The organism is Nocardia sp. NPDC055050, from assembly GCF_053608345.1.
In genome coordinates, this window is record NZ_JBSGVG010000002.1 from 257,657 (window position 1) to 282,739 (window position 25,083).

28 protein-coding genes are annotated in these 25,083 nt (G+C 67.8%); 13 read left to right on the forward strand and 15 right to left on the reverse strand.

Annotation, left to right across the window (positions count from 1 at the left end; translation table 11 throughout):
- The first annotated feature begins 66 nt into the window (after positions 1–66).
- On the forward strand, positions 67–903 hold the full coding sequence (locus ACWGCN_RS03760) for an SDR family oxidoreductase (protein WP_452457419.1): 837 nt from the start codon (positions 67–69) through the stop codon (positions 901–903).
- A gap of 4 nt (positions 904–907) precedes the next feature.
- Here the strand turns inward: ACWGCN_RS03760 and ACWGCN_RS03765 are convergent, their stop codons facing one another.
- Genes ACWGCN_RS03765 through ACWGCN_RS03785 form a run of 5 tightly spaced genes read right to left on the reverse strand, consistent with a single transcriptional unit; the run spans position 908 to position 4,952 of the window.
- A complete protein-coding gene (locus tag ACWGCN_RS03765) occupies positions 908–1,384 on the reverse strand; it encodes a nitroreductase family deazaflavin-dependent oxidoreductase (RefSeq protein WP_387447009.1) in 477 nt (158 codons plus the stop codon).
- Positions 1,385–1,435: 51 nt separating this feature from the next.
- Positions 1,436–1,816: a carboxymuconolactone decarboxylase family protein gene (locus ACWGCN_RS03770; RefSeq protein WP_378992738.1), complete on the reverse strand. Its 381-nt coding sequence runs from the start codon at positions 1,814–1,816 to the stop codon at positions 1,436–1,438.
- Positions 1,813–2,700 carry an NAD(P)-dependent oxidoreductase gene (locus tag ACWGCN_RS03775; RefSeq protein ID WP_452457420.1) on the reverse strand — a complete coding sequence of 296 codons (888 nt, stop codon included), beginning with the start codon at positions 2,698–2,700 and terminating at the stop codon, positions 1,813–1,815. The genes ACWGCN_RS03770 and ACWGCN_RS03775 overlap by 4 nt, the downstream gene beginning before the upstream one ends.
- On the reverse strand, positions 2,697–3,446 hold the full coding sequence (locus ACWGCN_RS03780) for an SDR family oxidoreductase (protein ID WP_378992734.1): 750 nt from the start codon (positions 3,444–3,446) through the stop codon (positions 2,697–2,699). Before ACWGCN_RS03780 ends, ACWGCN_RS03775 begins: the two co-directional genes overlap by 4 nt.
- Before the next feature lie 36 nt (positions 3,447–3,482).
- Entirely contained in the window at positions 3,483–4,952 is a 1,470-nt protein-coding gene (locus ACWGCN_RS03785) for an aldehyde dehydrogenase (protein ID WP_452457421.1), read from the reverse strand.
- Between the two features lie 119 nt (positions 4,953–5,071).
- Here ACWGCN_RS03785 and ACWGCN_RS03790 point away from each other — a divergent pair, with 119 nt between their 5' ends.
- The 6 genes from ACWGCN_RS03790 to ACWGCN_RS03815 all read left to right on the forward strand — a co-directional run bounded on the left by ACWGCN_RS03790 (position 5,072) and on the right by ACWGCN_RS03815 (position 11,433).
- On the forward strand, positions 5,072–5,665 hold the full coding sequence (locus ACWGCN_RS03790) for a TetR/AcrR family transcriptional regulator (RefSeq protein WP_378992731.1): 594 nt from the start codon (positions 5,072–5,074) through the stop codon (positions 5,663–5,665).
- 112 nt (positions 5,666–5,777) lie between these two features.
- Positions 5,778–7,130, forward strand: coding sequence for a cytochrome P450 (locus ACWGCN_RS03795; protein WP_378630323.1), 1,353 nt, complete (start codon positions 5,778–5,780; stop codon positions 7,128–7,130).
- A gap of 18 nt (positions 7,131–7,148) precedes the next feature.
- On the forward strand, positions 7,149–8,408 hold the full coding sequence (locus ACWGCN_RS03800; RefSeq protein ID WP_387446584.1) for a cytochrome P450: 1,260 nt from the start codon (positions 7,149–7,151) through the stop codon (positions 8,406–8,408).
- The gene (locus ACWGCN_RS03805; RefSeq protein ID WP_452457422.1) at positions 8,408–9,652 is read left to right on the forward strand and encodes a glycosyltransferase family 4 protein; all 1,245 of its coding nucleotides are present in this window, start codon (positions 8,408–8,410) and stop codon (positions 9,650–9,652) included. Before ACWGCN_RS03800 ends, ACWGCN_RS03805 begins: the two co-directional genes overlap by 1 nt.
- A 37-nt stretch (positions 9,653–9,689) precedes the next feature.
- The gene (locus ACWGCN_RS03810) at positions 9,690–10,421 is read left to right on the forward strand and encodes a class I SAM-dependent methyltransferase (protein ID WP_387446582.1); all 732 of its coding nucleotides are present in this window, start codon (positions 9,690–9,692) and stop codon (positions 10,419–10,421) included.
- Positions 10,411–11,433 (forward strand): prenyltransferase, encoded by a 1,023-nt coding sequence (locus tag ACWGCN_RS03815; RefSeq protein WP_452457423.1) that lies wholly within the window; start codon positions 10,411–10,413, stop codon positions 11,431–11,433. The genes ACWGCN_RS03810 and ACWGCN_RS03815 overlap by 11 nt, the downstream gene beginning before the upstream one ends.
- Before the next feature lie 6 nt (positions 11,434–11,439).
- Here the strand turns inward: ACWGCN_RS03815 and ACWGCN_RS03820 are convergent, their stop codons facing one another.
- The gene (locus ACWGCN_RS03820) at positions 11,440–12,096 is read right to left on the reverse strand and encodes a class I SAM-dependent methyltransferase (RefSeq protein WP_452457424.1); all 657 of its coding nucleotides are present in this window, start codon (positions 12,094–12,096) and stop codon (positions 11,440–11,442) included.
- An 88-nt stretch (positions 12,097–12,184) separates the two neighbouring features.
- Between ACWGCN_RS03820 and ACWGCN_RS03825 the strand changes: the two genes are divergently transcribed.
- Positions 12,185–12,331, forward strand: a complete 147-nt coding sequence (locus ACWGCN_RS03825; RefSeq protein WP_378630312.1) for a DUF1059 domain-containing protein — start codon at positions 12,185–12,187, stop codon at positions 12,329–12,331.
- Here ACWGCN_RS03825 and ACWGCN_RS03830 read toward each other — a convergent pair whose 3' ends face one another.
- Genes ACWGCN_RS03830 through ACWGCN_RS03870 form a run of 9 tightly spaced genes read right to left on the reverse strand, consistent with a single transcriptional unit; the run spans position 12,332 to position 20,816 of the window.
- The gene (locus tag ACWGCN_RS03830) at positions 12,332–12,904 is read right to left on the reverse strand and encodes a hypothetical protein (RefSeq protein ID WP_452457425.1); all 573 of its coding nucleotides are present in this window, start codon (positions 12,902–12,904) and stop codon (positions 12,332–12,334) included.
- Between the two features lie 18 nt (positions 12,905–12,922).
- Entirely contained in the window at positions 12,923–13,879 is a 957-nt protein-coding gene (locus ACWGCN_RS03835) for an MlaD family protein (protein ID WP_378992721.1), read from the reverse strand.
- Positions 13,876–14,910 (reverse strand): MlaD family protein, encoded by a 1,035-nt coding sequence (locus ACWGCN_RS03840; protein ID WP_452457426.1) that lies wholly within the window; start codon positions 14,908–14,910, stop codon positions 13,876–13,878. Before ACWGCN_RS03840 ends, ACWGCN_RS03835 begins: the two co-directional genes overlap by 4 nt.
- Positions 14,907–15,977 (reverse strand): MlaD family protein, encoded by a 1,071-nt coding sequence (locus tag ACWGCN_RS03845; RefSeq protein WP_452457427.1) that lies wholly within the window; start codon positions 15,975–15,977, stop codon positions 14,907–14,909. Before ACWGCN_RS03845 ends, ACWGCN_RS03840 begins: the two co-directional genes overlap by 4 nt.
- Before the next feature lie 32 nt (positions 15,978–16,009).
- Entirely contained in the window at positions 16,010–17,017 is a 1,008-nt protein-coding gene (locus ACWGCN_RS03850) for an MlaD family protein (protein WP_452457428.1), read from the reverse strand.
- Complete coding sequence (locus ACWGCN_RS03855) at positions 17,005–18,003, reverse strand: MlaD family protein (RefSeq protein ID WP_378992715.1); 999 nt, start codon at positions 18,001–18,003, stop codon at positions 17,005–17,007. Before ACWGCN_RS03855 ends, ACWGCN_RS03850 begins: the two co-directional genes overlap by 13 nt.
- Positions 18,003–19,046, reverse strand: coding sequence for an MlaD family protein (locus tag ACWGCN_RS03860; protein ID WP_378992713.1), 1,044 nt, complete (start codon positions 19,044–19,046; stop codon positions 18,003–18,005). The genes ACWGCN_RS03855 and ACWGCN_RS03860 overlap by 1 nt, the downstream gene beginning before the upstream one ends.
- A 4-nt stretch (positions 19,047–19,050) precedes the next feature.
- Positions 19,051–19,917, reverse strand: coding sequence for an ABC transporter permease (locus ACWGCN_RS03865; protein WP_378992711.1), 867 nt, complete (start codon positions 19,915–19,917; stop codon positions 19,051–19,053).
- Positions 19,917–20,816, reverse strand: coding sequence for an MlaE family ABC transporter permease (locus ACWGCN_RS03870; RefSeq protein WP_452457429.1), 900 nt, complete (start codon positions 20,814–20,816; stop codon positions 19,917–19,919). Before ACWGCN_RS03870 ends, ACWGCN_RS03865 begins: the two co-directional genes overlap by 1 nt.
- A 233-nt stretch (positions 20,817–21,049) precedes the next feature.
- On the opposite strand from ACWGCN_RS03870, the gene ACWGCN_RS03875 reads away from it, so the two are divergent.
- The 5 genes from ACWGCN_RS03875 to ACWGCN_RS03895 are packed head-to-tail and all read left to right on the forward strand — an operon-like array spanning position 21,050 to position 25,071.
- Positions 21,050–22,255: a cytochrome P450 gene (locus tag ACWGCN_RS03875; protein ID WP_378992709.1), complete on the forward strand. Its 1,206-nt coding sequence runs from the start codon at positions 21,050–21,052 to the stop codon at positions 22,253–22,255.
- Positions 22,255–23,052, forward strand: a complete 798-nt coding sequence (locus tag ACWGCN_RS03880) for an SDR family oxidoreductase (RefSeq protein WP_452457430.1) — start codon at positions 22,255–22,257, stop codon at positions 23,050–23,052. Before ACWGCN_RS03875 ends, ACWGCN_RS03880 begins: the two co-directional genes overlap by 1 nt.
- Positions 23,049–23,276, forward strand: coding sequence for a ferredoxin (locus ACWGCN_RS03885; RefSeq protein ID WP_379295003.1), 228 nt, complete (start codon positions 23,049–23,051; stop codon positions 23,274–23,276). Before ACWGCN_RS03880 ends, ACWGCN_RS03885 begins: the two co-directional genes overlap by 4 nt.
- Entirely contained in the window at positions 23,276–23,827 is a 552-nt protein-coding gene (locus ACWGCN_RS03890; RefSeq protein ID WP_378992706.1) for a Cif family virulence factor, read from the forward strand. The genes ACWGCN_RS03885 and ACWGCN_RS03890 overlap by 1 nt, the downstream gene beginning before the upstream one ends.
- Positions 23,828–23,832: 5 nt before the next feature.
- A complete protein-coding gene (locus tag ACWGCN_RS03895) occupies positions 23,833–25,071 on the forward strand; it encodes a hypothetical protein (RefSeq protein ID WP_452457431.1) in 1,239 nt (412 codons plus the stop codon).
- Positions 25,072–25,083: the final 12 nt, after the last annotated feature.

Below are 25,083 nucleotides of genomic sequence, written 5' to 3' on the forward strand. Positions count from 1 at the left end.
ACCAGACCATGGCGGCGCGGGGGCCGGGGTTGATTCGTAACCCTGTCCAGAATACAATCTGGACACATGTCTGATGCATCGAACACGCCGTCCACCGCAGGCAAAGTAGTCGTTGTCACCGGCGGTGCGCGCGGCATCGGACGTGCGGTAGCGAGCGAACTGGCCGGGGCCGGGGCGGTTCTCGCCCTCGGCGATATCGATGCGAGCACGGTCGCGAGTACCGGGGCCGAGATAGGCGCGACCATGGCGCGGCACCTCGACGTCACCGAACCCGCGTCGTTCGCGAGCTTCCTCGCCGAGGTCGAAAAGACCTGCGGCCCTGTCGATGTGCTGATCAACAACGCGGGCATCATGCCGGTCAGCCGGTTCACCGAGGAGTCCGACGAGATCACCCGCCGGATTCTCGGCATCAATGTCTACGGCGTCCTGCTCGGCACCAAGCTCGCGCTGCCCCCGATGCTCACCCGCGGCCGCGGCCACATCGTGAACATGGCCTCGATGGCGGGTGAGAACCCGACGCCGGGAATGGCCACCTACTGCGCGAGCAAGCAGGCGGTGCTCAGCTTCACCGAGACCATGCGCCTGGAACACCGCGGCACCGGCGTGCGGTTCTCCGCGGTGCTGCCGACGTTCACCCGCACCGAGATGATCGCCGGAACTCGCGCTCCGCGTGCGTTGCTCGCCGAACCGGCCGACGTCGCCGCCGCGGTCGCCGCCCTGATCGCCCGGCCACGCCGACGTGTCTCGGTCACCCGCACGGCAGGTGTTCTCGCCGCGGTCAACAAGCTGACCCCGCGCCCGTTCGGTGAGTTCATGGCTCGGCGGTTGGGCGTGCACCGCACCTTCATCGATGTCGACCGCGATGCCCGTCGTGCCTACGACGACCGGCTCGCGGCCGACTGAGGGCTCAGGTGCGCGACAGGATCACGACCGGAATCTCGCGGTCGGTCCAGGACTGGTAGGCATCGAAATCGGCGTAGAGGCCGGTCAGCAACGGCCACAGGCGCTGACGCTCGCCGGCGTCGGCCACGCGGGCCAGCACCGGGTAGTGCTCGCTGCGGATCCGGACATGGGCGTTCGGATCCGCGAGCAGGTTCCGATACCACTGCGGATGATTCGCGAGGCCGCCCTGGGAGCCGACGATGACCAGGTCATCGCCGTCGACGAGATAGAGCAGCGGCGCGGCGAAGATCTTGCCGGACTTGCGACCTCGATGTTCGAGCAGCAGCGTCGGCACCGGGCTGCGGAACCCGGCACCGATGCGCCAGGTACCGCCGACGCGGCCGTTGGTGCGGCGATAGACCCACGCCTGTGCGCGCGACCCGTATCGGATGATCCGGGTCGTCATCGGCGAGTTCAGCCCTTTCGGCTGATTCTTCGGCATAACCATCGTCCGCACGCTACAGCGATCGCGGATCGGCGATAACGGGGTCGATCATTTCTTGCGACGCTCCTGCGCGATCACCTTGCCGACGGTGCCGTCGAGCTTCGTCCCCGCGGGCCAGCCGACATAGTGGCACAGGAACAGCGCGATCTCCCGCAACTGTTCCTCGGACAGCTCCCCGTTGCGCAGAGCGGCGCCGATCTGGATCTCGGCGACATCGACATTGCCCTGCGCGGTGAGTGCCCCGAGCAGCAGCAGCCGACGCTCGCGCACGGTCAGGGCCGGCCGCGACCAGATGTCGGCGAACAGGTGGTCGGCGGTGACGGCGAAGTGCTCGCCGGGGCCGTCCTCGAATTCCCAGCCGTAGACCTCGGCCATCTTGGCCAGGCCGCGCTTGCGGACGTCGGCGGGGGTTTCTCCGTGGGCGGTCATGAGATCTCCTTGTCGAGCGCGGGTTCGGCGACGCCGAGTCCCTCGGCGAGGCGGGCGAGGGCCAGTTGCGCCAGTGGCAGGTCGACCGCGAGCCGGTCGCCGAGGTCGAGCGCGAGCGCGAGGTCCTTCTCGCCGAGATCGCGCACATGGCCCAGGATGGGGAACCAGAAGTCGTCGGGGTCGATCGGCGCGGTGGTGTCGCGCAGCATGATCGCACCCGGCCCACCGGTCACCGCGTCGGAGTGGCGAACTACCTTGCCGAGTGCGGTGAGACTGAGCCCGGCGGCCTCGGCCAGGCGCTGCGCCTCGGTGGCCGCGGTGAACGAGATGAAGTGAAGGAGATTGCGCGCCAGCTTCATTCGTGTTCCCGCGCCGACCGGACCGGCGTGCACGACGAGGTCGGAGAAGCACCCGAACGGCGGCCGGATCCGGTCCACCGCGGCGGCGCTACCGCCGACCATCACGGCCAGGCTCCCCCGGGTCGCGCCGGGTGCGCCACCGCTGACGGGCGCGTCGACGAATTCGACCTCGTGCTCGGCGCACCGGGCAGCCAGCTCCTGCGCCGTCCGGTCACTGATGGTGGAGTGCACGGCGACCACCGTGCCCGGTGCCGCGGTACGCAGAATTCCCGAAGGGCCGGTGAGCACCTCGGTCACCTGCGCATCGTCGATGACCGTCACGCAGATGATCCGCGCGTGCGTCGCGACCTGCGCCGGCTCGGCGACCGCACGCGCACCCGCGTCGACGAACGGCTCGATGACCTCCGGCCTGACATCGCAGACCGTGAGCCCGCCCGGCCAGTCCAGCAGCCGCCGCGCGATCGGCGCGCCCATATTGCCCAGTCCGATGAATCCGACCGGGGCGCTGACGGATTCGGTCGTCATCGGATGATCTGCCCGCCGTCGACGTTGAGGATCTGGCCGGTCACCCAGCTCGCCTCGTCCGACAGCAGATACAGGCAGGCGCCTACCAGGTCCTGCGGGGTGCCCATCCGCTTGATCGGGATGCGCTTGACCATGTCCTTGACCATGTTTCCCGGCGTCACGGTCTGGGTGGCCTCGGTATCGATCGGGCCGGGCGCGATGGCGTTCACTCTGATCCGCGAACCACCCAGCTCGGTGGCGAGTTGCTGGGTGAGGCCGTTGATACCGACCTTGGCCAGCCCGTAGAACCCCGAGTACAGCCATGCGGCGGTGGATGATTGGTTGACGATCGAGCCGCCGCCTGCCGCGATCATCGGCTGCCAGACCGCGCGCGTCACATTGAGCGCGCCGTCGAAGTTCACGCCCATGAACTTCTTGTAGTAGTCCCACGGCACGGTGAGCAGCAGATCGAGCTTCATCTCGCCGTAGATGGCCGCGTTGTTGACCAGGTGGTTGATCGCGCCGAACTCGGCGACGGTGAATTCCGCCAGTGCGACAGCGGATTCGGGATCGGCGACATCGACGCGACGGAAGGCGGCGACCCCGCCGTCGGCGACGATCTGCTCGGCCACCTCCTCGCCGCGCTCGGCATTGAGGTCGGCGACAACGACATTGGCGCCTTCGGCGGCCAGTGCGCTCGCGTAGACCGCGCCGATGCCCTGCGCGGCGCCGGTGACGATCGCGGTGCGACCGGTGAAACGTGCCATGGTGTTCAGCTCCTGAGTGTGAATGGGTCGGTGAGGTCAGGCGGGGGTGGCGATCAGCTTGGTTTCGAGGTATTCCTCGAAACCGGCGACGCCCATCTCCCGGCCGATGCCGGACTGCTTGTAACCGCCGAACGGCGCGTCCGCGTGGTACCAGAGGCCGCCGTTGACGCTCAGGGTCCCGGTACGCACCCCCGAGACGACCCGGTCGAGCCGGTCGGGGTCGGTGCCCCACACCGAACCCGACAGGCCGTAGGGCGATTCGTTGGCCAGCCGGATCGCGTCGTCGTCGCCGTCGTGTGGAATCACGACGAGCACGGGCCCGAAGATCTCCTCCTGCGCGACGGTCGCGGTGTTGTCGAGTCCGCTGATCAACGTCGGTTCGATGAAGTACCCGCGTTCCTTGTCCGCGGGCCTGCCGCCGCCGACCTCGATCCGTCCGCCTTCGGTGCGGGCGATCTCGAGATAGCGCTCCACCCGGGCTCGCTGACGCTCGGAAATCACGGGGCCGCAGACGGTTCCCGGGTTGGTCGGGTCACCGGCAGCCAGGCCGCGGAGCGCACCCGCCGCGGCGGTGACCGCGGCGTCGTAGGACTCGCGCGGCACCAGCAGCCGCGTGGTGAGGGCGCACCCCTGGCCCGCGTGGACGGCGACGGTGAACGCGGTGTAGCTCGCGGCGGCAGCGATGTCGGCGTCGTCGAGCACGATCGCAGCGGATTTGCCGCCCAGTTCGAGGAAGGTGCGCTTGAGCGTCGCCGAGGCGCCCACCATCACCGAGCGACCGGTCTGGGTCGAGCCGGTGAAGGTGATCATGTCGACCCGCGGATCGAGGACCAGCTGTGCGCCGAGGCCGTGATCGGAGGAGGTGACGATATTGATCACCCCGGCCGGGATGTCGGTGTGCTCGGCGATGAGCGGGCCCAGCACCGCCGCGCACCAGGGTGTGTCCGGAGCGGGCTTGAGCACCACAGTGTTGCCCGCGGCCAGCGCGGGCCCGATCTTGGCCAGGTTGATCTGGTGTGGGAAGTTCCACGGCGTGATGGCGCCGACGACACCGACGGCCTCGCGCCTGATCACCCGGCGGCTGGTGATACCCATCAGGTCCCTGGTGCCGAGATCGGTTTCCCACGTGTAGTTCTCGGCCAGGTCGGCGGCGTAGGACAGGTCCGCGATCGGCCCTTCCAGTTGCGGCCCGCTGGTGAGCATGACCGGAGTGCCGACCTCGGCGATCGTGATCGCCCGCAGTTCCTCGAGGTGCTCGCCCAGTACATCGCGCAGCTGGCGCAGGCAGTGCGCGCGAAACTTCGGGTCGCGTGACCACTGCGTCTCGTCGAAGGCGGTGCGCGCCGCGGCGATGGCCGCCTCCATGTCGGCGCCGGAGGCGTCGGCGGCGTAGCCGAGCACCTCCTCGGTGGCGGGATTGATGGTCGCGAAGACACCGGAGCCACCCGGGATCAACTTGCCGCCGATCAACAGTGGTGTGCCTTCGGCGGGGACGAGGCCGTTCATAGCGAGGCTCCGATACGTGTCTGGACAGGTGTACGGAATATAGTTCGGTTTATCGATCAGACGCAAGGCCATAACTCGTTCATTGGTCCGTACACCAGGCTGTAGTACCATCCAGACACATGTCCGAAATCGCGCCTACCGGCATCGAAGCAACTCGACGACGCTTGACCGAAAAGCAGGCCGATACGGTGGACCGCCTGACCGTCGCCGCCGTCGATGTGCTGTCGCGCGAGGGCTATTCGGGGACGACCATCCGGCTCGTCGCCGCGTCGGCCGGTGTCGGCACCGCCACCGCTTACACCTATTTCTCCTCCAAGGAACACTTGATCTCCGAGGTGTTCTGGCGGCGATTGGTCGCCATGCCGCCGCTGGCGACCGGCGAGGCCGACCAGACCGCGCGCGTGGTCGCCGTTCTTCGCCAGGTCTCGATGCTGGTGGCCGATGAACCCGCCCTGGCCGGGGCGGTCAGCAGCGCCATGCTCGGCGATGATCCCGACGTGCGGCACCTCCGCGTGCGCATCGGGCGCGAGATCCGCCACCGACTCGGCGACGCCCTGGGCACCAAGGATCCAGAGAGCCTGGCCGCGCTCGAATTGCTGTACTCCGGGGCGCTTCTCCAGGGCGGAATGGGCCTGCTGTCCTACGCGCAAGTCGCCGATCTGCTCGAGATCTGCGCGCGACGATTGCTGGCCACGCCCGCCACCGACAGCTGAACACACCGTCCGCCGGATTCGGTCCGAACCTTGTCGCACATCCGGAAACCGTAGTACTGTCCAGACACATGTCCATTTAGTGTCTGGACAGTATTCCGGGAAGGACTTTCCAATGACGCTGGTCAAACCGCAGCGCGTGTCCGGAGGCGAGGACGAACACGGGCACCTGGCCGAGTTCCGTACCGATCCGATCGCCCTGATGCGACGCGTTCGCGCCGAGTGCGGCGATGTCGGATCCTTCGAGCTCGCCGGACGTGATGTCGTCCTGTTGTCCGGCGCCGAGGCCAACGAATTCTTCTTCCGGGCCGGCGACGACGATCTCGACCAGGGCGCGGCCTACCCCTTCATGAAGCCGATCTTCGGCGAGGGCGTGGTGTTCGACGCACCCCCCGAGCGCCGCAAGGAGATGCTGCACAACCAGGCGCTGCGCGCGGATCACATGCGCGGACACGCGGGCACCATCGCCCGTGAAGTGGATCAGATGGTCGCGCAGTGGGACGACGAGGGCGAGATCGATCTGCTCGAGTTCTTCGCCGAGCTGACCATCTACACCTCTTCGGCGTGTCTGATCGGGGTGAAGTTCCGCAATCAGCTCGACGGACGTTTCGCGCATCTCTATCACGAGCTCGAGCAGGGCACCGACGCCCTGGCCTACGTGGACCCGTACGCGCCGATCGAGAGTTTCGTCCGGCGTGACGCGGCGCGCGCGGCGCTGGTCGAGCTGGTGCAGGCGATCATGGATCAACGCGAGGCGAATCCGCCCACCAGCAAAGACGATCGCGACATGCTCGATGTCCTCATCTCGGTGAAGGACGAGAACGGGGCGCTGCGGTTCTCGGCCAGCGAGATCACCGGCATCTTCATCTCGATGATGTTCGCCGGCCACCACACCACCTCGGGCACCGCGGCCTGGACGATCATCGAACTGCTGCGCCACCCCGAGACACTGGCCGGGGTGGTCACCGAACTCGACGAGCTCTACGCCGACGGTGCCGACGTGAGTCACCATGCGCTGCGCCAGATTCCGAATCTGGAAGCCGCGCTCAAGGAGACACTGCGACTGCATCCGCCGCTGATCATCCTCATGCGCCTGGCGCGCGGTGAGTTCGAGGTGTGCGGGCACCGCATCGAGCCCGGCGACATGGTGGCCGCCACCCCCGCGGTCTCCAACCGGATTCCGGAGGACTTCCCCGACCCGGACGCCTTCGATCCCGCCCGCTATCTCGACCCACGCCAGGACGACATCCTCAACCGTTGGACCTGGATTCCGTTCGGCGCGGGCAGGCACCGCTGTGTCGGCGCGCCGTTCGCGCTCATGCAGCTCAAGGCGATCTTCTCGATTCTGCTGCGGGACTGGGAGTTCGAGCTAGCACAGCCGTCGGACACCTACCGCAACGACCATTCGAAGATGGTGGTGCAGTTGCAGCAGCCCTGCCGCGTCCGCTACCGCCGCAGGCAGCGCTGAGCGCGAGCGGAGGTCACTGTGTCCGCGACATCCATCCCCGCCGGATTCGATTTCACCGATCCGGCCCTGTGGGAATCCCGCAACCCCGTCCAGGAATTCGCCGAGCTCCGCCGGACCGCACCGGTGTGGTGGAACGCCCAGACCGACGCGCAGTCGGGCGGCTTCCGCGACGGCGGCTACTGGGTGATCACCAAACACGAGGACATCAAGGAGGTTTCGCGCAATCCGGAGCTGTTCTCCTCCGAGCGAAAGGGCTCGGTGATCCGGTTGCCCGGCGAGGTGACACCCGAGCAGATCGAACTCACCGGTGCCCTGCTGCTGAACATGGATCCGCCCAAACACACCAAGATCCGGCGCATCATCGCCAAAGGGTTCACGCCGCGCGCGGTCGAGGGGTTGCGCGCGGCGTTGACCGAACGAGCGGGCGCGATCGTGGCCGCGGCGCGCGCGGCCGGCGGTGGTGATTTCGTCGAACAGGTGGCGTGTGAGCTTCCGCTGCAAGCCATCGCCGAACTCGTCGGCGTCCCCCAGCAGGACCGCCGCAAGCTGTTCGACTGGTCGAATCAGATGCTCAACTACGACGACCCGGAGTACGGCGACGCCACGACCACCGACGCCTCGTCCACCGCGGCGATGGAGATCCTCGGCTACGCCTGGAACATGGCCGAGCAGCGCCGCACCGATCCCGCCGACGACATCGTCAGCAGGCTCGTGCACGCCGATCTCGACGGGGAGGCGCTGGGCTCCGACGAGTTCGGGTTCTTCGTGATCCTGCTCGCGGTCGCGGGCAACGAGACCACCCGCAACGCCATCACCCACGGGATGAAGGCGTTCATCGACAATCCGGATCAGTGGGAGCTCTACAAGCGACAGCGGCCACGGACCGCGCCCGACGAGATCGTGCGCTGGGCGACGCCGGTGACGGTGTTCCAGCGCACCGCGACCGCCGACACCGAGCTCGGCGGGCAACTCATCCGTGCCGGTCAGCGGGTCGGATTGTTTTACAGCTCAGCCAATTTCGACGAGGATGCCTTCGAGAGCCCGTTCCGTTTCGACATCTCACGCGACCCCAATCCGCATCTGGGCTTCGGCGGTACCGGCGCGCACTTCTGTGTCGGCGCGAACCTGGCCCGGCTCGAGATCGAGCTGATCTTCAACGCAATCGCCGACGTGATGCCCGATCTGTCCCAGGTTTCGGAGCCACAGCGGCTGCGATCGGGTTGGATCAACGGCATCAAACACTGGCAGGTCAGCTACGAGTCGGGAACGGTGCACTGATGCGGATCGCGCTGCTGTCATATCGGAGCAAGGCCCATTGCGGCGGGCAGGGTGTCTACGTCCGGTACCTGAGCCAGGGGCTCGTCGATCTCGGTCACCAGGTCGAGGTGTTCTCCGGCCAGCCCTATCCCGAGGATCTCGACCCGCGGGTGCGGCTCACCGAGGTGCCGAGCCTGGACCTGTACCGCGACGAAGACCCGTTTCGCACACCGCATCCCCGCGAGATCCGGGATCGTGTCGACCTGCTCGAGCTCGCCACCATGTGGACGGCCGGGTTCCCCGAACCGCGCACGTTCAGCTTGCGGGTGGCCAAGCTGCTGGCCGCGCGCGCCACGGAATTCGATGTGGTGCACGACAATCAGTGCCTGGGCTACGGTCTGCTCGCCATCGCCGAGCAGTTGCCGCTGGTGGCGACCGTCCACCATCCGATCACTCGCGACCGCGCGGTCGATCTGGCCGCGACCCCGTGGCGGCGCAAGCTGTTCGTGCGGCGATGGTACGGCTTCCTCGGCATGCAACAGCAAGTGGCACAGCAGATTCCGGACCTCATCACGGTGTCCTCGTCTTCGGCCGCCGATATCGCGCAGGACTTCGGCGTGCGGCCCGGACAGTTGCATACCGTCCCCCTCGGCGTGGACACCGACCTGTTCCGGCCGCGCGAGACACCGCGGGTGCGCGGGCGCATCGTCGCGGTCGCGAGTGCCGACAAGCCGCTCAAGGGCATCGCACACCTGCTGAGAGCCGTGGCCCGGCTGCGCCATACCTGCGATGTCGAGCTCCGGCTGGTCGCGAAGCTGGAATCGAACGGCCCCACCGAGAAGCTGATCGCCGAACTCGGTATCGCCGATATCGTCACCCCGGTCAGCGGAATGAGCGACGAGCAGCTCGCCGAGTTGCTCGCCTCTGCCGAGATCGCCTGCATTCCGTCGATGTACGAGGGGTTTTCGCTGCCCGCCGTCGAGGCGATGGCCAGCGCGACACCGCTGGTCGCCAGCCGGGCAGGCGCGCTGCCCGAGGTCGTCGGCGAGTGCGCCGAGCTGGTCGAGCCAGGCGATGTGGACGCACTGACCCGGGTGCTCGGCGAACTGCTCGACGATCCCGACCGGCGCGAGCGCCTCGGCGCGGCGGGTCGTGTCCGCGTTCTCGAACTGTTCAGCTGGTCGGCCGTTGCCGCGCAAACACTCGCGATCTATGACCAGGCGATCACCCGCCACTCCCCTACCCCGCCGGGCACCGCCCGATGACGACACCGCCCGACCCCGCGCAGCACCTGGAGGCCTCATGTTGACCGTCGATTTCGACCGCTTGGGCATCGGCCCCGGATCACGGGTGATCGACATCGGCTGCGGCGCGGGCAGACATTCCTTCGAGGCCTACCGCCGCGGAGCCGACGTCGTCGCGTTCGACCAGAACGCCGCCGACCTGGCCGATGTCGACATCATGTTCGAGGCCATGGCCGCGGCGGGCGAGGCACCGGAGTACGCCAAGGCCGAGACCGTGCGCGGCGACGCGCTCGACCTGCCCTACGGCAACGACGAATTCGACGTGGTCATCGCCTCGGAGATCCTCGAGCACGTCCCGCAGGACACACAGGCGATCGCCGAACTGGCGCGGGTGGTCAAACCCGGTGGCGCGCTGGCGGTCACGGTGCCGCGCTGGCTACCCGAACGCATCTGCTGGGCGCTCTCGGACGAGTACCACGCCAACGAGGGTGGTCACGTCCGCATCTATCGCGCCGACGAGCTGCGCGACAAGATCACCGCGCGCGGTCTGCGCTACCACCACCAGGACTTCGCGCACGCTTTGCACGCACCCTTCTGGTGGCTGAAATGCGCTGTCGGCGTGCGCAATGACAAGCACCCGCTGGTGAGCGCCTATCACCGCATGCTGGTGTGGGACATGATGTCGGCGCCCGCGCTCACGCGCACCGCCGAACGTGTGCTGAATCCGCTGGTCGGCAAGTCGGTCGCGCTCTACTTCACGAAACCGGCGGTGCGCGGCGATGCCCGTTGAGCTACCGGCCGTTCCCGGGGTCGTCTCCGCGCGTGAGATCCGGCAGACCGCCGAATCCATCGCCGCCGCACAGGAACCCGACGGTGCGATCCCCTGGTTCAGCGGCGGCCACACCGATCCGTGGGATCACATCGAGTCCGCGATGGCGCTCACCGTGGGCGGGTTGTGGGACGTGGCCCGTGAGGCCTACATCTGGTCGGCGAAATCGCAGCGCTCCGATGGGTCGTGGCCCACGCAGGTACGCGCGGGCGTGATCGAGAACCACGACGCCGACACCAACTTCTGCGCCTACCTGGCGACCGGTGTTCTGCACGCCCTCACGATCACCGGCGATACCGGGTTCGCCGCGGAGATGTGGCCGACGGTCCGCGCAGGCATCGACTTCGTCCTCGGGCTGCAACACGGCGAGCACGGCGAGATCCATTGGTCGGCCGGCGAATCCGGATCATCGGGAGAAGCTCTGCTGACCGGCTGCTCCAGCATCTTCCACAGCCTCGGCTGTGCGGTGACCCTCGCCGAGCGGGTGGGCGACCCGCGACCGGATTGGGCGGCGGCTCGCAGCCGGCTCGGCAACGCCCTGCGCCATCATCCGGAAGCGTTCCTGGACAAGAGCCGTTACTCCATGGACTGGTACTACCCGATCCTCGGCGGCGCGGTGCGCGGCGCGGCGGCCGCGGACCGGATAGCGCGGCACTGGAACGAATTCGTGGTCGCCGATCTCGGCATTCGCTGCGTGTCCGACGCACCGTGGGTCACCGGCGCCGAGACCTGCGAACTGGTGCTCGCCCTCGATGCCATCGGCGATACCGCCGCCGCGAGCACGCTGTTCACCGCGATGCAGCATCTGCGCGAATCGGACGGGTCCTATTGGACCGGACTCGTTTTCACCGACGGCAAGCGCTGGCCCGAGGAGCGCACCACGTGGACCGCGGCGGCGGTCGTGCTCGCCGCCGACGCCCTCAGCCGCACCACCGCGGGCAACGGCATCTTCCGCGACGCATTCCCCCGGTGATCCGGCTCAGTTACACGCGGCGGTTCGCTGCAGGATGCGCAGCGAACCGGTGACCGAGAGTTCGCGGAACTTGCCGCTGTCGATCGCGCGTCGATAGATGTTGTACGGCGCGCGACCGCCGTCGGCGGGATCGGGGAAGACGTCGTGAATGGCGAGCAGCCCGCCACCGGCCACCCAGTGCACCCAGTTGTCGTAGTCACGCTGGGCGGCCTCCTCGGTGTGGCCGCCGTCGATGAACAGCATGCGCAGCGGGGCCCGCCAGATGCGGGCGGCGGCACTCGACGAGCCGATGATCGCGGTCACCGTGTCGGTGAGACCCGCGCGAATCATGGTGCGCCGGAACGTGGTCACGGTGTCGAAGACGCCGGTCTCCGGGTCGATCATGCTGGTGTCGTGGTACTCCCAGCCCGGCTGATGCTCCTCGGAGCCACGGTGGTGGTCGACGGTGCACACGGTGGCACCGGTTTCGCGGGCCGCGGCACCGAGATAGACGGTCGACTTGCCGCAGTAGGTGCCGATCTCCATGATGATTCCGTCACCCGCGTACGCGCGGGCGGCCGCGTAGAGCGCCTGTCCCTCTTCCGGCGGCATGAATCCGACGGTCTGTTCGGCGAGGGCGAACAGGTCGCTGGTACCGGCGGAGATCTCGTCTACAGCTCCCATGCGGGTGACGCTAACACATGACCTGGAATACAATCCGGACTACTGTCCGGAAAGATGCTCGGATAGCCGGAACCCAAGGAGAACATCGATGAAGACTCGTCTCAACTGCCCCTGTGGCGTCAGCATTCGCGGCACCGACGAGGCCGATCTGATCAAGCAGACCCAAGAGCACCTGGCCGCGAACCACCCCGGCCACGACTACACCCCGGACGAGATCCTCTTCATCGCCTACTGATCATTTCGTCGGCAGGGCGTTCTGCAGGCCACCCACCTCGGTGATCTGCCAGTCGGAATTCCGGTCGACGGTGAGCGAATAGGTGACGGTGGTCCGCGTTCCCTCTGGCGTCTGGGCGCTGGTGGAGACCACATCGAGGTAGGCATTGACCTTGTAGATGCCACCGGCTTCCGAGATCACCTTCGCCGAGAGCGGGTTCGCCTTCGACGTCCACTGCAGCGGGAGCAGGATCTGCTCCAACTGCGGTGCGGTGGCGTCGAATTTGGCGGCCAGGGGCCCGGTGGTGCCGGTCTTGAGCCGGGCGAACCAGGCAGGCACGTCGCGGTAGTCGATCGTGGACGCGCCGACGCCGTAGCCGGTCGCGATCTGCTCCACGCGCTCGGCGTCGGCCGCGCGCGCGTCGCGCTCGGCGATCGTCGCCCGCGCCGAGAAATACAGCGCCGCGAACGTGACGACCGCGGCGACGAGCACCCCGATCGTGCCGCTGATCAGGACGGTCGAGAGCCGGACGGAAACGGTGCGCGGTGTCTGTTCGTCGGCGGCGGTGGCTTCTACTTCGGTCGCTGTACTCATGGTCAGTCCTTTGTCCGGCTATTTGACGCCGAGGCGGAAATGCACGGTGCCGTCGGCGTCCACGTTCTGCAGTGCTTGGTCGATCAGGGTGCTGATGTCGATGGCCGGCGTCCGATGGACCGCGTCGGTGACCACCGGCCCGAGAAGCTGTCCCAGCGGGGCGATACTCGGGCCGATCTCGGTGATCAGGGCGGTGAGGTTGTCGAGGAAGGGGACAAGGCCGTCGCCGGTGAAGTAGTCCTCGACCGGACGGCTTTCCACCAGCTCCGCACCGGACTCGACGATCGCGTTCAGCGTGACACCGAACTCGCCGAACAGCGGGCCCGCCGTGGCGAGCGACGGCCCGAGCCACGCCATGTCACCACCGAGGGCTTGGATATCGGCGAACAGCTGCCGGATCGCCTCGGTGCGGCTGAGCAACGTCGCCGCGAGCAGCGTCGATGACCGCTGCAGCGTCCCCATCGCGGCGTCGGTGCCGGCGAGCGCGCGATCGAAGGTGTCGACCAGGTTCGCGATCGTCTCGGGACGGAGCTGATCGAGCAGCTCGACCAGCCGGGCCGAGAGCGCGGTGATGGTCGTCGGCAGGTGGACGCGGTCCGCCGCGACGACCTGGCCGTCCTCGAGATACGGGCCTGCCCCTGACTCCGGTGCGAAGGCGATGTAGGGCTCACCCAGCGCCGACAGCTGCTCGATGCGGACATCGCTGGACACCGGGATGCGGTAGCGACTGTCGATCCGCAACCGGACGAGCACACCCCCGTCCTGTTTGCGCACCGACTCGGTGCGCCCGACCTGGACACCGGAGAGCAGGACCGGCGAGTTCGGCGCCAGCCCGCCCGAGTGCGCCAGCCGCAGATCCGCGGTGCGGTAGCTGATGCGCGGATCGAGCCGGAGCACACCGAGCGACATGTACCCGACCCCGAAGACCAGCACCGCCATGATCGCCGAGAGTGACACTGTCGCACGAAGGTTCATCGCACCAGACCGATCATTCGCAGGGAGTCGACGATCCGGGCGGTGTGGTCGCCGGGCGTGATCGACAGGTCGATCGCGGGTCCGTGCTGCGCGAACGGGACCAGGTCGGTGTTGATCAGGTCGATGAGCGCCTTCATGTTCGAGGGCGCGTCGGTGTCGAGGGGGCGGCTGCCGAGCAGCATGGGCACCACGGCGCGGGTGGTGTCGTCCAGGGAGGACAGCAGCGGGCCGAGCCACTGGACGCTCGGCGCGACCGGGCCGAGGGCGGTCAGCACGAAGATGACGCTGATCTGGGTGTTCACCGCATCGGTGGTGTGCTGGACGCCGTAGGGGGTGAGTAGCTCGTCGAGAATCGGCAGGTTGTGCCGCATCCCGTCGTCGACGGTGGCTTCCAGGCCGTCGAGCAGGGCGTCGACCGAGTTCAGGTGGTCGCCGAGGTCGGTGATGTCGGCTCCGAGAGTGTCTGCGATTCGCGCTGTTTCGCGCGGGTCGTCGGGGAATACCCCGTTCGTCGTGCGCACGATGTCCTGGAAGTCGGTCACCGCACCGCTGCCGATGAAGGTGGACAATCCGGCCAGGATGTCCTCGATCGGCGGCGACTGGGTGGTGTCTTCGAGCGGGATGGTCGCGCCCGCTGTCAACTCGCCCGCGGTCGGGTCGGCGGGCTCGCTCAGGGCGATGTGGACGTCGCCCAGCGGCGTCTCCTGGCGCAGTTCGGCGGTGGTGCCCACCGGGAGCCGGACCGACCGCTGGATCTCGACATCGACGACGGCATACCCGGGCACGGCGGCCCGCTCCGCCGTGCCGGGGACGGGGTCGACCAGGGTGACGCCGGTGAGCCCGCCGACGCGGACACCCGCCGCGATCACCTTGGCGCCCTGCGGGAGATTGAGAACGTCGGCGAACTCGATCCGCAGCGGATAGGTGGGTCCGCCGACATCGGCTCCCGGCACGGGCAGATCGGCGGGCTGGAATCCGCAACCGGTGGCGGCGAACAGCACCGCGAGGACGAACAGGGCGACACGTTTCATCGGGCGCTCACCGCTCCCAGTAGGACGGGCATCGCGGGAATCGTCATCGCACCGCTGTCCGAAGGCAGGCACGGCTGCCCGGTGACGACCTGCACGGCCGCGCAGATCCGGTCCGAGTCCTGCTGGGCGAGTGCGAGTTTCGGCGGCGCGTAGCCGATGGTCAGCGCGCCGGTGGCCGGGTCGACAGCACCGGCGAAGCCACCGGCGACGGCAGGCGCCATCGCGATCACGTCGGCCAGCGAGCCGACCCCCGCCGCGATCATCCGCGACAGGTCGGGCACCGCGTCCAGTGCGCGCAGTCCGGGCGAGCCGAACATCATGATCACATCGTTGAGCTGGGGCAGCAGATCGGCGAGAGTGGCGACGATCGCGATGACCGGCGGAAAGGCGATGGTGACGATGTCGTTGAAAGTCTGCGGCAACCCGGTCACCGTCGTCTCCACCTGCGACCAGCCGCCGCGTGCGCGGTGGGCGAGCTCGGTGAGCGCGTCGAGCAACTGCCCGAGGTGACCGATCGCCGCATCGGGTGCGGCCAGTGCCCGGCTCAGCGCCACAATGACGTCGTTGATCTGCTCGCCCGTCCCCGCCGTGGCGCGTTCCAGGGCCGTGATCCCGGCGCCGAGGGCGGTCCGCTGCGCCGGATCGCCCGCGCCGTTGAGCTGGTCGGCCAGACCGGCGAGGGCGTCGAAGGTCTGCGTGAGGCTCTTGGGCGTCAGGGTTTTGGTGATGCACGCGCTCGAATTCCAGCCCGGCCCGACAGGTTCGTTGCCGATGAGGGCCAGTCGGCGGTCGGCGATCAAGGTGTCGCTGACCGTCACCGCCCCGACCTCGAGCGGCAGCTTCCGATCGGCGCGGACGGTGAATTCGACGCGCGCCGAGGCTCCGTCGACGCTGATGCCGGTGACCCGCCCGACCTGCACCCCCAGCACCGTGACGGCGCTGCCTTCGTAAAGTCCGATGCTGTCGGGCATTGCGGCGCAGTAGACCCGCATCGGCGGGTTCGGTGTACTCAGTCGCAGACCCAGGGCACCGGCGAGGACGAGAGTCAGAACCACCGCGACCGACATCAGCCCACGCGATCCGAGTAGCTGTTTCGATATCAACAGCCGCCCCCCGGCAGTGGCACGCAGACGGCGGGCAGCTGGATCGTCGCCCCGGACTGATCGACACTCACCCCGCCGCCCGGTGGGAGCAGCGGGAGCAACCGCTCCTCCAGTGCGCGTACGGAATCGAACAGGGCGCCCAGGCGCGTGCCGAGCTCTTCGAGCGCGGGGACCGCCGCGGCGAGCGGGGCCACCCGCTGCTGGATCGAGGCATCCCACGCGCGTCCGAGCGGCGTGACCTGTTTCAGCACGACCGCCAGATCGATCAGGGAATCCGCGACCACCACCTTGTTGGTCTGGATGATCTGCTCGAGCGTGCCGAGGGTGGTGATCAGGTTCGCCAGCACATCGGCGTTGGCCCGCAGTGCGCTGAGGTACTCGTCGGCGATGGACAGGGTGCGCGAGATGTCCGCGTTCTGCTCGTCCAGGATCGCGACCACGTCACCGGCGGCGCGCACGGCCGAGCGCACCGCGTCCGGGCTCGTGTCGATCGCGGTGGACAGCGCGGCGAGATCGCGCCGGAAGACCTCGCCGTCGATGCGGCGCACCGGCTCCACCGCGTCCTGGAATGCCCGGGTCAGGTTGTAGGGCACGATCACTCGCTGCGCGGGCAGCACCGCATCACCCAGCGGTTGCGTGCCCGCGGGCAGTACCGCCACGTAGTAGCCGCCGACAAAGGTCAGCATCCGGATATCGAGGGTGGTCTGATCGCCGATGAACGCGTCGGCGGCGACGGTGAACCTCATCCGGACCCGGTCGGGCAGCAGGTCCAGCGAGGTCACTTTCCCGACGGGGATCCCGGCGAGCCGCACATCGTCGCCGACGCGGACCGAACCCGCCTCTGTCAGGTCGGCGGAATAGGTTCTCTGCGAGGTGGTTCCGGTGACATAGACGAAACCGATCGCGACCAGGAGCAGTACCGCGGCGCACATTCCCGCTATCCCCCAGCGCAATTCGCCGGCGCGGGGATCGTTGATGGCGCGTCGGCGCGTTATCGGTGACACAGCACGATCCCCTGTCCGGCGATGAGCACTTGCAGCGGTGGCGGTGCGGTGGCGTCACCGTGCGAGCAGGTGAGGCCGGGCCCGGTCTGCGGAATCGCCCGCGTCATCGACTGGATGAGACCGGGCAGGCTCTCGAACGCGGCCACCGCCTCGTACGGATCGGGGAAGGCTCGGGTGAGCGCCGCGTCGAGATCGCTGTTCGGCTCGCCGGTGACCCCGAAGACGGTCAGCATGCTGCGCAGCGGTTTCAGCACACCGGGAATGCCGATCGAGAAGTCCACCAGCCCGGGCAGTTTCGCGGTGATGGCCATGAACAGGTTGGTCAGATTGGTCAGCAGCGTGATGGCGTTGCCCGACTTTCCGTCGAGATGATCGGCGACCTCGGCGAGGTTGCGCGCCAGGGTCGACAGGACCATTTGACGGTCGGAGGCGAAGCGGCTGAGCTTGTCGATGGCGCCCAGTGCCTGCCCGAGACCTGTGCCCTCGCCCTGGATCACGGCGAGGATGCTGGTCGCGAACTGGTTGAGATCCTCGGGGGAGAGTTCGGCCAGCACCGGCTGCAAACCCTTGAACAGACGGGTGATGTCGAAGTCCGGCACCGTCTCCGCGGTACTGAAAACCGACGCCGGATCACGTCGGCCCGTCGGCTGGTCGGGTTGCTCGACGCCCAGATACCGGAAACCCGTGAGGTTCTGGTAGCGGATGGCGATCCGGGAGTTGAGGAACAGCGTCCGATCCCGTGCGACGGTGAAGCGCACGCGGGCGAGCGCGCCGTCGAGCTCGACGGCCTGCACCTTGCCGACCTGCACCCCGTAGAGGCGCACGTCGTCACCGCTGCGCAGGCCGTTCGCATCGGTGAACAGCGCTGTGTAGGTGTCGGTTTCGCCGTCGACGGGTCGCTCGATCACGCGCAGGACGCCGACCAGCACCACGGCCATCAGCGCGACCGCGGTGGCTACCCGGATCAGCAGGGCACGCGTCGTCATCAGCGCCCGCCCCCGAGCATCGCGGCCAGCGGCGCCGCCAGACCCGGCACACCGTCGAGCGCGACCTCGGCCCGGAGCACCGGGCCCTCGGGTGTGTCCTGGAAGGCGGTGTCGAGTCGGGTGAGCAGCTCGCTCAGCTGCTGCGCCGAGCGCTGCGGGGTGCTGACCGAGGCGGCGAGTCGGTCGAGGACAAGGCTGAGCATCGGCAGGATCTCCCCGAAGTACTGCTGAGAGGTGCTGAACAGTCGCGTGACCGTCGGCAGCAATTGGTACTGGACACCCTCGAACATCCGGCCGAACCGCTGGAGCTGATCGGGGACCGCCAGGTATTTGTTCGTGTATTCCGCGTTCAGCAACGTCAGGCCACCGGTCAGCATCGGCGGCAGACCGGTCAGCGCCGAACCGAACTGTTCGAACAGCACCGAGGGCGGTAGCTGTCTGGTCTCCGCGTACGAGCGGGCGGTCGTGCCGATCGCTTCCAGCAGCGGGGTGAACGCCGTGAGATCGCGGGAGACGGTGCTGAGCAATGCGACGAGTTTCGGTGTCAGTACCTCGTCGGTGAGTTGTCCCGTTGCTTTCAGCAGGGCGGAGAGCGTGGCGTCGTGTACCCGAGCAGCGTCGCGACCGGTCAGGTCGACGGTCGAACCGTCGACCAGCTCAGCACCGCCCACCGTCGAGTGCAGCTCGATGGCGCTGATGCCGAACAGGTTTCCCGGCGCGTAGTCGACGGCCAGCGCGTCGGTCAGGCCGAACAGTTGAGACCCGCTCAGCGTCAGCTCGATTCGCTGCTTGCTCCGGCCGGCGAAGTCGATCGTGTCGACCGAGCCGACCCGCACGCCGTCGAGCCGGACATCGGTGCCCTCCCCCACGCCCTCGCCGACCGCGCCGACCAGCAGTGCGACCCGGATCTGGTCGGCGGGCACGCTGTCGGGCACCACGCGCCAGACCAGCACGGCGAGTAGCGCGAGCGCGATGGCGAGCGCGCCGAGGATCCGGGCGCGCAGCGGCCCGACTTCGGTGCCCGGCAGGGCGTAAGCAGGCATGGCATCACCCGGTAAACGTGACGGGGGATTGAAATCCCCACAGTGCGATGGTGGCGACCATGTCGAGCGCGATGATGGCCACCAGGCTCGCCCGAATGGCGCGCCCGGAGCCGATACCGACGCCCTCGGGGCCGCCCGTGGCGAAATAGCCCTGATAGCAATGGATCAGCACGACGGCGATGGCGAACACCATCACCTTGACAGTCGCGGCGAAAACGTCCCACCCGACCACGAACTGATCGAAGTAGTGGTTGTAGGTTCCGGTCGGTGTGCCGTGGATGGTCGTCACGATGAAGGCGCAAGAGGCGTAGCTCAGAATCAGCGCGACCACGAATGCCGGTGCCACGGCGAAGATCCCGGCGATGACCCGCGTCGTGACGACGAAGGGCACCGACCGGATCCCGAGTGATTCCAGCGCGTCGATCTCCTCGGAGATGCGCATCGAACCGATCTCGGCGGTCATCCGGCACCCGGCCTGGGCCGCGAAGCCGATCCCGGCCGCGATCGGCGCGAGCTCGCGGGTCACGCCGAAGGCCGAGATCAGGCCGCTGAGCTGACCCAGCGACAACAGGTTCAGCGCGCTGAACGCCTCGATGCCGATGGACGCTCCCATGGCGGCGCCGAGCAACAGCATCAGGGGCACCACGCCGCCGCCGATGATCACCGAACCGCGACCCCACGTCATGTCCGTCACCATCGTGACCGTCTGGCGCCGGTAGTGCACGAGCGTGTAGGGCACCGACGAGAGCACCTGCCAACCGAAGCCGATCACGAAGCCGATCGATTCGATCGGACCGAGTGGACGGATGCGGCGGCGCCGCAGTCTGCCCACCCAGCGCAGCCCGGCGGGATAGTACGGAGCGGCGCTCATCAGGCCATCCTCACCGGGAAGAACATGGTGACCACCTGGGTGATCACGGTGTTCAGCACAACGGCCGCGGCGATCGACATCACCACGGCCGCGTTGACCCCGTCGGCGACGCCGCGCGGCCCGCCCTTGGCCTCCAACCCGCGCTGACAGGCGATCACGACGACCAGGAACCCGAAGATCAACGCCTTGACCAGCGAGACCCACACGTCGATCGAGGTGGTGAAGGAACCGAAGGACTGCCAGTAGCTGCCCGGGGTGACGTTCAACGCCGATACCGCGACCACGAACCCGGAGCTGATGCCGACGAAGATGATCAAGATATTGAGTAGCGGCGCGACCAGCATCATGGCCGCGATGCGGGGCACCACCAGCCGTTGCACCGGGTCGATGCCCATCACCCGGAGCGCGTCGACTTCTTCTCGGATGGTTCTCGCCCCGAGATCGGCGGCGATCGCGGCGGCACCCGCACCGCCGAGCAGCATCGCGGTGGCCATCGGCGCGCCCTGTTTGATGACGCCGAGACCACCCGCGGCACCGATCATCGAATCGGCGCCGAGTTCGGACACGATATTGCCCACCTGGGCGGAAACGATGACACCGAACGGAATGGCCATCAAAATGCTCGGCACCGCGGTGACTCTGATCAGAAACCAGGCCTGCGCGAGAGTTTCGTGTATCTGGAATCGGCCGCGAACGGCGTCGTTCGCCCCGAGATAGACGGCGCCGGCGCCCATCCGCAATGCCCGGCCGAGCGTTGCCACGCTCGAAAGGACGGTCTCGGAGAAGTTGCGCCGAATTATCCGGGCCGCACTCGCCTGTTCCGCCTCCGGTACAGCCGGGTCGGCCGTGTCCGCCGCACCGACCCGAGCCGGTGCGACTTCGCCGTCTACCCCTGCCATGGCGGTGACCGTACCATATGATTTGGACCACATTCCAGACACTGGTCCAGATTTCTGACCAGCCTCGAAATCCGCCGACAACGGCCGGTCGAGGCCCTCCTTCGGCCCGGAAACCGTTGTGCTGAACTTGTGTCGATGGTACCGTCCAGACACATGTCCAGCTACCTGTCTCCTTCGGTGCGATCGACCCCAGCACCCGGCGGCGACGACCTATCGAAACCGGGGTATTCACGATGACGAGCGCCGCTGTGCAACCCCTGACTTTCGACCCGTACGACTACGGATTCCACGATGATCCGTATCCGACTTACCACCGCCTGCGCACCGAGGCGCCGCTTTATCACAATCCCGATCTCGATTTCTGGGCCCTTTCCCGGCATTCCGATGTGATCGCGGCTTTTCGGGACAGCAACCGGCTCTCCAGCGCCAATGGCGTCTCCCTCGATCCGGCGGCCTGGGGTCCGCACGCGCATCGGGTGATGTCGTTCCTGGCGATGGACGATCCACGGCATATGCGGATGCGCAGACTCGTCTTCAAGGGATTCACGCCGAAACGCGTCGCCGAGATGGAAGTCCGCATCCGCGAGATCACCCTCGAGCATCTCGAGCCCGCCCTCGCGCGCGGCAGCTTCGACTGGATCGACGACGTCGCGGGCAAGTTGCCGATGGACGTCATCTCCGAACTGATGGGCGTGCCCGAACCCGACCGTGCCGAGATCCGCCGGTTGGCCGATCTCGTGGTGCACCGCGAAGAGGGCGTTCTCGATGTGCCCGTCGACGCGATCGACGCCTCGATTCGGCTGTTCGGCTACTACGCCGACATGGTCGCCCAGCGCCGCGCCGCGCCCGCCGACGATCTCACCTCGGCGCTGCTGGACGCCGAAATCGACGACGACACCCTCACCGACGAGGAGATCATCGGCTTCATGTTCCTGATGGTCGTCGCCGGAAATGAAACCACCACCAAGCTTTTGGGCAACGCACTCTATTGGGCGGCGGCCAATCCCGCGGAGTACGCCAAGGTGGTCGCCGACCCGGAACTGGTGAGCGACTGGGTGGAGGAGACGTTGCGCTACGACACCTCCAGCCAGATCGTGGCCCGCACCGCGGCGGTCGACCTCGACTACCACGGCGGCACCATCCCGGCAGGCGCCAAGGTGCTGCTGCTGATCGGCTCGGCCAATCGCGACGCGACCGCCTTCGACGACGGCGACAGCTACGTGATCGACCGCAACGACAGCAGCGCGCTCGCCAGTTTCGGCGCGGGCGTGCACTTCTGCCTCGGCGCGCACCTGGCCCGGCTCGAGGCCACCATCGTGCTCGGCGAATTCGCCTCGCGCGTCACCGGATACGAGGTCGACGCCGACGGCATCGAACGGGTGCACTCCACCAACGTCCGTGGCTTCGCCAAACTCCCCATCACAGTAGAGGTCAGCTAGTGCCCCGATTCGAACCCCATCCCGACCGCAGGCCCGCGCTGATCGCCGGCGCGTCCTCCGGTATCGGCGCCGCGACGGCCGTCGCGCTCGCCGAACTCGGCCATCCGGTGACCTTGGGCGCGCGCCGGGTCGAGCTGTGCGAGGAGATCGCGGCCAAGATCCGGGCCGGCGGCGGCGAGGCGTACGCCCACCGTCTCGACGTCACCGATGCCGACTCCGTCGACGAGTTCGTGACGGCCGCCGAGCGCACGCTCGGCCCGACCGAGATCCTCGTCTCCGGCGCGGGCGACATCGAATTCTCCCTGGTCGGGGAGATGGACCCGGAACGCTTCCTGTTCCAGGTCCAGGTCCATCTCGTCGGCGCGCAACGTCTCGTCCACCGGGTACTGCCCGGGATGACCGCGCGGCGCCGTGGCGATCTCGTCGTGATCAGCTCCGATTGCGCCGACAACCCGCGGCCGCGGTCCGGCGCCTACAGCGCCGCCAAGAACGGGCTGGAGGCGATGGTCGGTCAGTTGCGCATGGAACTGGAGGGCACCGGAATTCGCGCCTCGCTGGTACGTCCCGGCCCAACCCTCACCGGGATGGGCATGGATTCGACTCCCGAGATCGTCGGGCCGGTACTGCAGGACTGGAAGGACTGGGGCCTGGCCCGCCACCCCTACATGCTGCGACCGCACCACCTCGCCGACGCGGTCGCGACGGTGATCTCGGTCCCGCGAGGTGCCCACATGGTGCTGGTCGAGGTGCAGCCCGAGGCACCGCTGCGGCCGACGCCGGACGGAGGCGCGTCATGAGAATCGTGGTCGACCTCGACCTGTGTCAGGGACACGGCGTCTGCCAGGACGAGGCGCCCGCGGTCTTCACCGTGCCCAAGCGCGGCCCGGTCCAGATCACCGACGCCACCCCCGACGCCGCGGAGCACAAGGCCGTCGAGGCCGCGATCCGCTACTGCCCCACCCGAGCTCTGTCGATCGCCGACGGCGGCGAATCCGACTCCCCTGCGAAAGGCACAGACTGATGGCAAATTTCGAGCGGGCCGAACTCGACGAGATGGTTCGGCGCTGGGTCGTGGAGAACCAGCGATGTGAGGAGAAGGGCGACTGGAAGCCCCTGGCCGAGATGTACACGGCCGACGCCACCTACGGCTGGAACTACGGCCCCAAGCAGGAGTTCATGGCCGTCGGCCGCGACGAGATCCGCGACTACGCCCTGGGCCAGGAGATGCTCGGCCTCGAGGGCTGGACCTACCCGTATCAGGAGTTCGTCGTCGACGAGCGCAGCGGCACCGTCATCGGCTTCTGGAAGCAGATCAACGAGGGCAAGCGCGCCGACGGCCGCCATTACTCCCCCGAGGGCATCGGCGGCAGCTGGTTCCGCTACGGCGGCGACTTCCAATGGTCCTGGCAGCGTGACTTCTTCGACTTCGGCAATGTCTCGGCGATGTTCCTCGACATGATCACCGACAACGCGCTGTCGCCGGGCATGCACCAGCGCATCGAGCGCTCCGTCTCGCGGGACCCGCTGCCCGGCTGGTACCCCATCGGCGAATCGCCCGCTTCCCTGTGGTGACGTCGATGAGCAGATACGCGGAGCTGTCCCGGGACCAGCTGGCCGCACTGGTCCCCGAACTGCTGCTGTGCGGTCACCTCATCGACCGGTCCGGGATGGCGCACACCATCGCCGCCTTCGGCCGCGAGGGAATGACGGCGGTCGCGATCGAGGAGTGGCAGCTGGCCAGTCCGATCTACACCCGCCGGATGCAGCGCGCGCTGCGCTTCACCGGCGACAGCGTCGAAACCATCTTCAAAGGGCTGCAACTCGACATCGGCGCGCCACCGCAGTTCATGGACTTCCGGTTCCGCGTCGACGACCACGATCACGGCGAGTTCTGGCTCGATCACTGCGGGGCACTGGCCGATGTGGAGCCGATGGGCGAGGAGTTCGTGGTGGCGATGTGCCACGACATCGAGGACCCCACCTTCGATGCCACGGCGCTGGCCACCAATCCGCACGCCCAGGTGCGGCCGGTGCACCGCCCACCGCGCAAGCCCGCCGACCGGACCCCGGTGTGCGCGTGGACGGTCGTCATCGATGCCGCGCACGTCCCGCCCGAGGTTCCCCGCAACGCCGCGCTGCTCACGAACTCCGTTGCCGCGCAGCTCGAGCTGGCCGACATCGACGTGGGTGAGGAGGGCAGGGCCGACTACACGGGGCCGCTGCTGAGTGATCTGCGGTTCGCCGATTTCTCCCATGCCGCGTTGCGCCGGATGGCCGACGAGATCTGCCTGCAACAGCACCTGCTGACTCTCGGGTTCATGGTCGCCATCGGGGAACGCGCCGATGCGGCGACCGCCCTCGGGATCGGGCGCAAGCAGTTCGCCGGAATCGCCGGACTGACCTCCGAGCGCATCCGCAACTGCCTGAACCTCGGCCGCGATCCGGACGCGCTGGCCCGGGTCTTGCGCGTGCATCCCGCGCTGAACCCGCTGGGCTACACGGGAATCGACATCTCCGTCGTGGAATACGGGGTGCGTCTGCGGTTTCCGCATGCCAGCGGGGCGCGGACCGACGGTGCGTGGCCCTCGATGCTGACGCCCGAGGACCTTCGCCCGCTCGATGCCCTTGTGCGTGGGGTCGACCCGCGATTCGTCGCACGGGTGGCCGCCACCGACCAGCACGGCTGGACCGTCGAGATCGACCTGGCCGAACAACCGTTCCGCGAAGCGTCCGAGGTCGCGGTGACCCGCTTCAGCACCGGTGCGGGCTTCGCCTTCACCGACCGGGGCAAACCCCTGCCGCTCACCGTCGTGTGAGAGATCGTCGAG

Coding starts and splice junctions, on each gene's coding strand:
- ACWGCN_RS03780 (WP_378992734.1), bottom strand. CDS start 3,446: ATGGCACGTTTCACCGGTCGCACCGCGATCGTCACCGGCGCCGCGCAG.
- ACWGCN_RS03855 (WP_378992715.1), bottom strand. CDS start 18,003: ATGACGACGCGTGCCCTGCTGATCCGGGTAGCCACCGCGGTCGCGCTG.
- ACWGCN_RS03875 (WP_378992709.1), top strand. CDS start 21,050: ATGACGAGCGCCGCTGTGCAACCCCTGACTTTCGACCCGTACGACTAC.
- ACWGCN_RS03860 (WP_378992713.1), bottom strand. CDS start 19,046: ATGCCTGCTTACGCCCTGCCGGGCACCGAAGTCGGGCCGCTGCGCGCC.
- ACWGCN_RS03870 (WP_452457429.1), bottom strand. CDS start 20,816: ATGGCAGGGGTAGACGGCGAAGTCGCACCGGCTCGGGTCGGTGCGGCG.
- ACWGCN_RS03790 (WP_378992731.1), top strand. CDS start 5,072: ATGTCCGAAATCGCGCCTACCGGCATCGAAGCAACTCGACGACGCTTG.
- ACWGCN_RS03770 (WP_378992738.1), bottom strand. CDS start 1,816: ATGACCGCCCACGGAGAAACCCCCGCCGACGTCCGCAAGCGCGGCCTG.
- ACWGCN_RS03825 (WP_378630312.1), top strand. CDS start 12,185: ATGAAGACTCGTCTCAACTGCCCCTGTGGCGTCAGCATTCGCGGCACC.
- ACWGCN_RS03830 (WP_452457425.1), bottom strand. CDS start 12,904: ATGAGTACAGCGACCGAAGTAGAAGCCACCGCCGCCGACGAACAGACA.
- ACWGCN_RS03845 (WP_452457427.1), bottom strand. CDS start 15,977: ATGTCGGTCGCGGTGGTTCTGACTCTCGTCCTCGCCGGTGCCCTGGGT.
- ACWGCN_RS03835 (WP_378992721.1), bottom strand. CDS start 13,879: ATGAACCTTCGTGCGACAGTGTCACTCTCGGCGATCATGGCGGTGCTG.
- ACWGCN_RS03820 (WP_452457424.1), bottom strand. CDS start 12,096: ATGGGAGCTGTAGACGAGATCTCCGCCGGTACCAGCGACCTGTTCGCC.
- ACWGCN_RS03885 (WP_379295003.1), top strand. CDS start 23,049: ATGAGAATCGTGGTCGACCTCGACCTGTGTCAGGGACACGGCGTCTGC.
- ACWGCN_RS03895 (WP_452457431.1), top strand. CDS start 23,833: ATGAGCAGATACGCGGAGCTGTCCCGGGACCAGCTGGCCGCACTGGTC.
- ACWGCN_RS03890 (WP_378992706.1), top strand. CDS start 23,276: ATGGCAAATTTCGAGCGGGCCGAACTCGACGAGATGGTTCGGCGCTGG.
- ACWGCN_RS03775 (WP_452457420.1), bottom strand. CDS start 2,700: ATGACGACCGAATCCGTCAGCGCCCCGGTCGGATTCATCGGACTGGGC.
- ACWGCN_RS03765 (WP_387447009.1), bottom strand. CDS start 1,384: ATGCCGAAGAATCAGCCGAAAGGGCTGAACTCGCCGATGACGACCCGG.
- ACWGCN_RS03810 (WP_387446582.1), top strand. CDS start 9,690: ATGTTGACCGTCGATTTCGACCGCTTGGGCATCGGCCCCGGATCACGG.
- ACWGCN_RS03795 (WP_378630323.1), top strand. CDS start 5,778: ATGACGCTGGTCAAACCGCAGCGCGTGTCCGGAGGCGAGGACGAACAC.
- ACWGCN_RS03805 (WP_452457422.1), top strand. CDS start 8,408: ATGCGGATCGCGCTGCTGTCATATCGGAGCAAGGCCCATTGCGGCGGG.
- ACWGCN_RS03840 (WP_452457426.1), bottom strand. CDS start 14,910: ATGAAACGTGTCGCCCTGTTCGTCCTCGCGGTGCTGTTCGCCGCCACC.
- ACWGCN_RS03865 (WP_378992711.1), bottom strand. CDS start 19,917: ATGAGCGCCGCTCCGTACTATCCCGCCGGGCTGCGCTGGGTGGGCAGA.
- ACWGCN_RS03785 (WP_452457421.1), bottom strand. CDS start 4,952: ATGAACGGCCTCGTCCCCGCCGAAGGCACACCACTGTTGATCGGCGGC.
- ACWGCN_RS03760 (WP_452457419.1), top strand. CDS start 67: ATGTCTGATGCATCGAACACGCCGTCCACCGCAGGCAAAGTAGTCGTT.
- ACWGCN_RS03815 (WP_452457423.1), top strand. CDS start 10,411: ATGCCCGTTGAGCTACCGGCCGTTCCCGGGGTCGTCTCCGCGCGTGAG.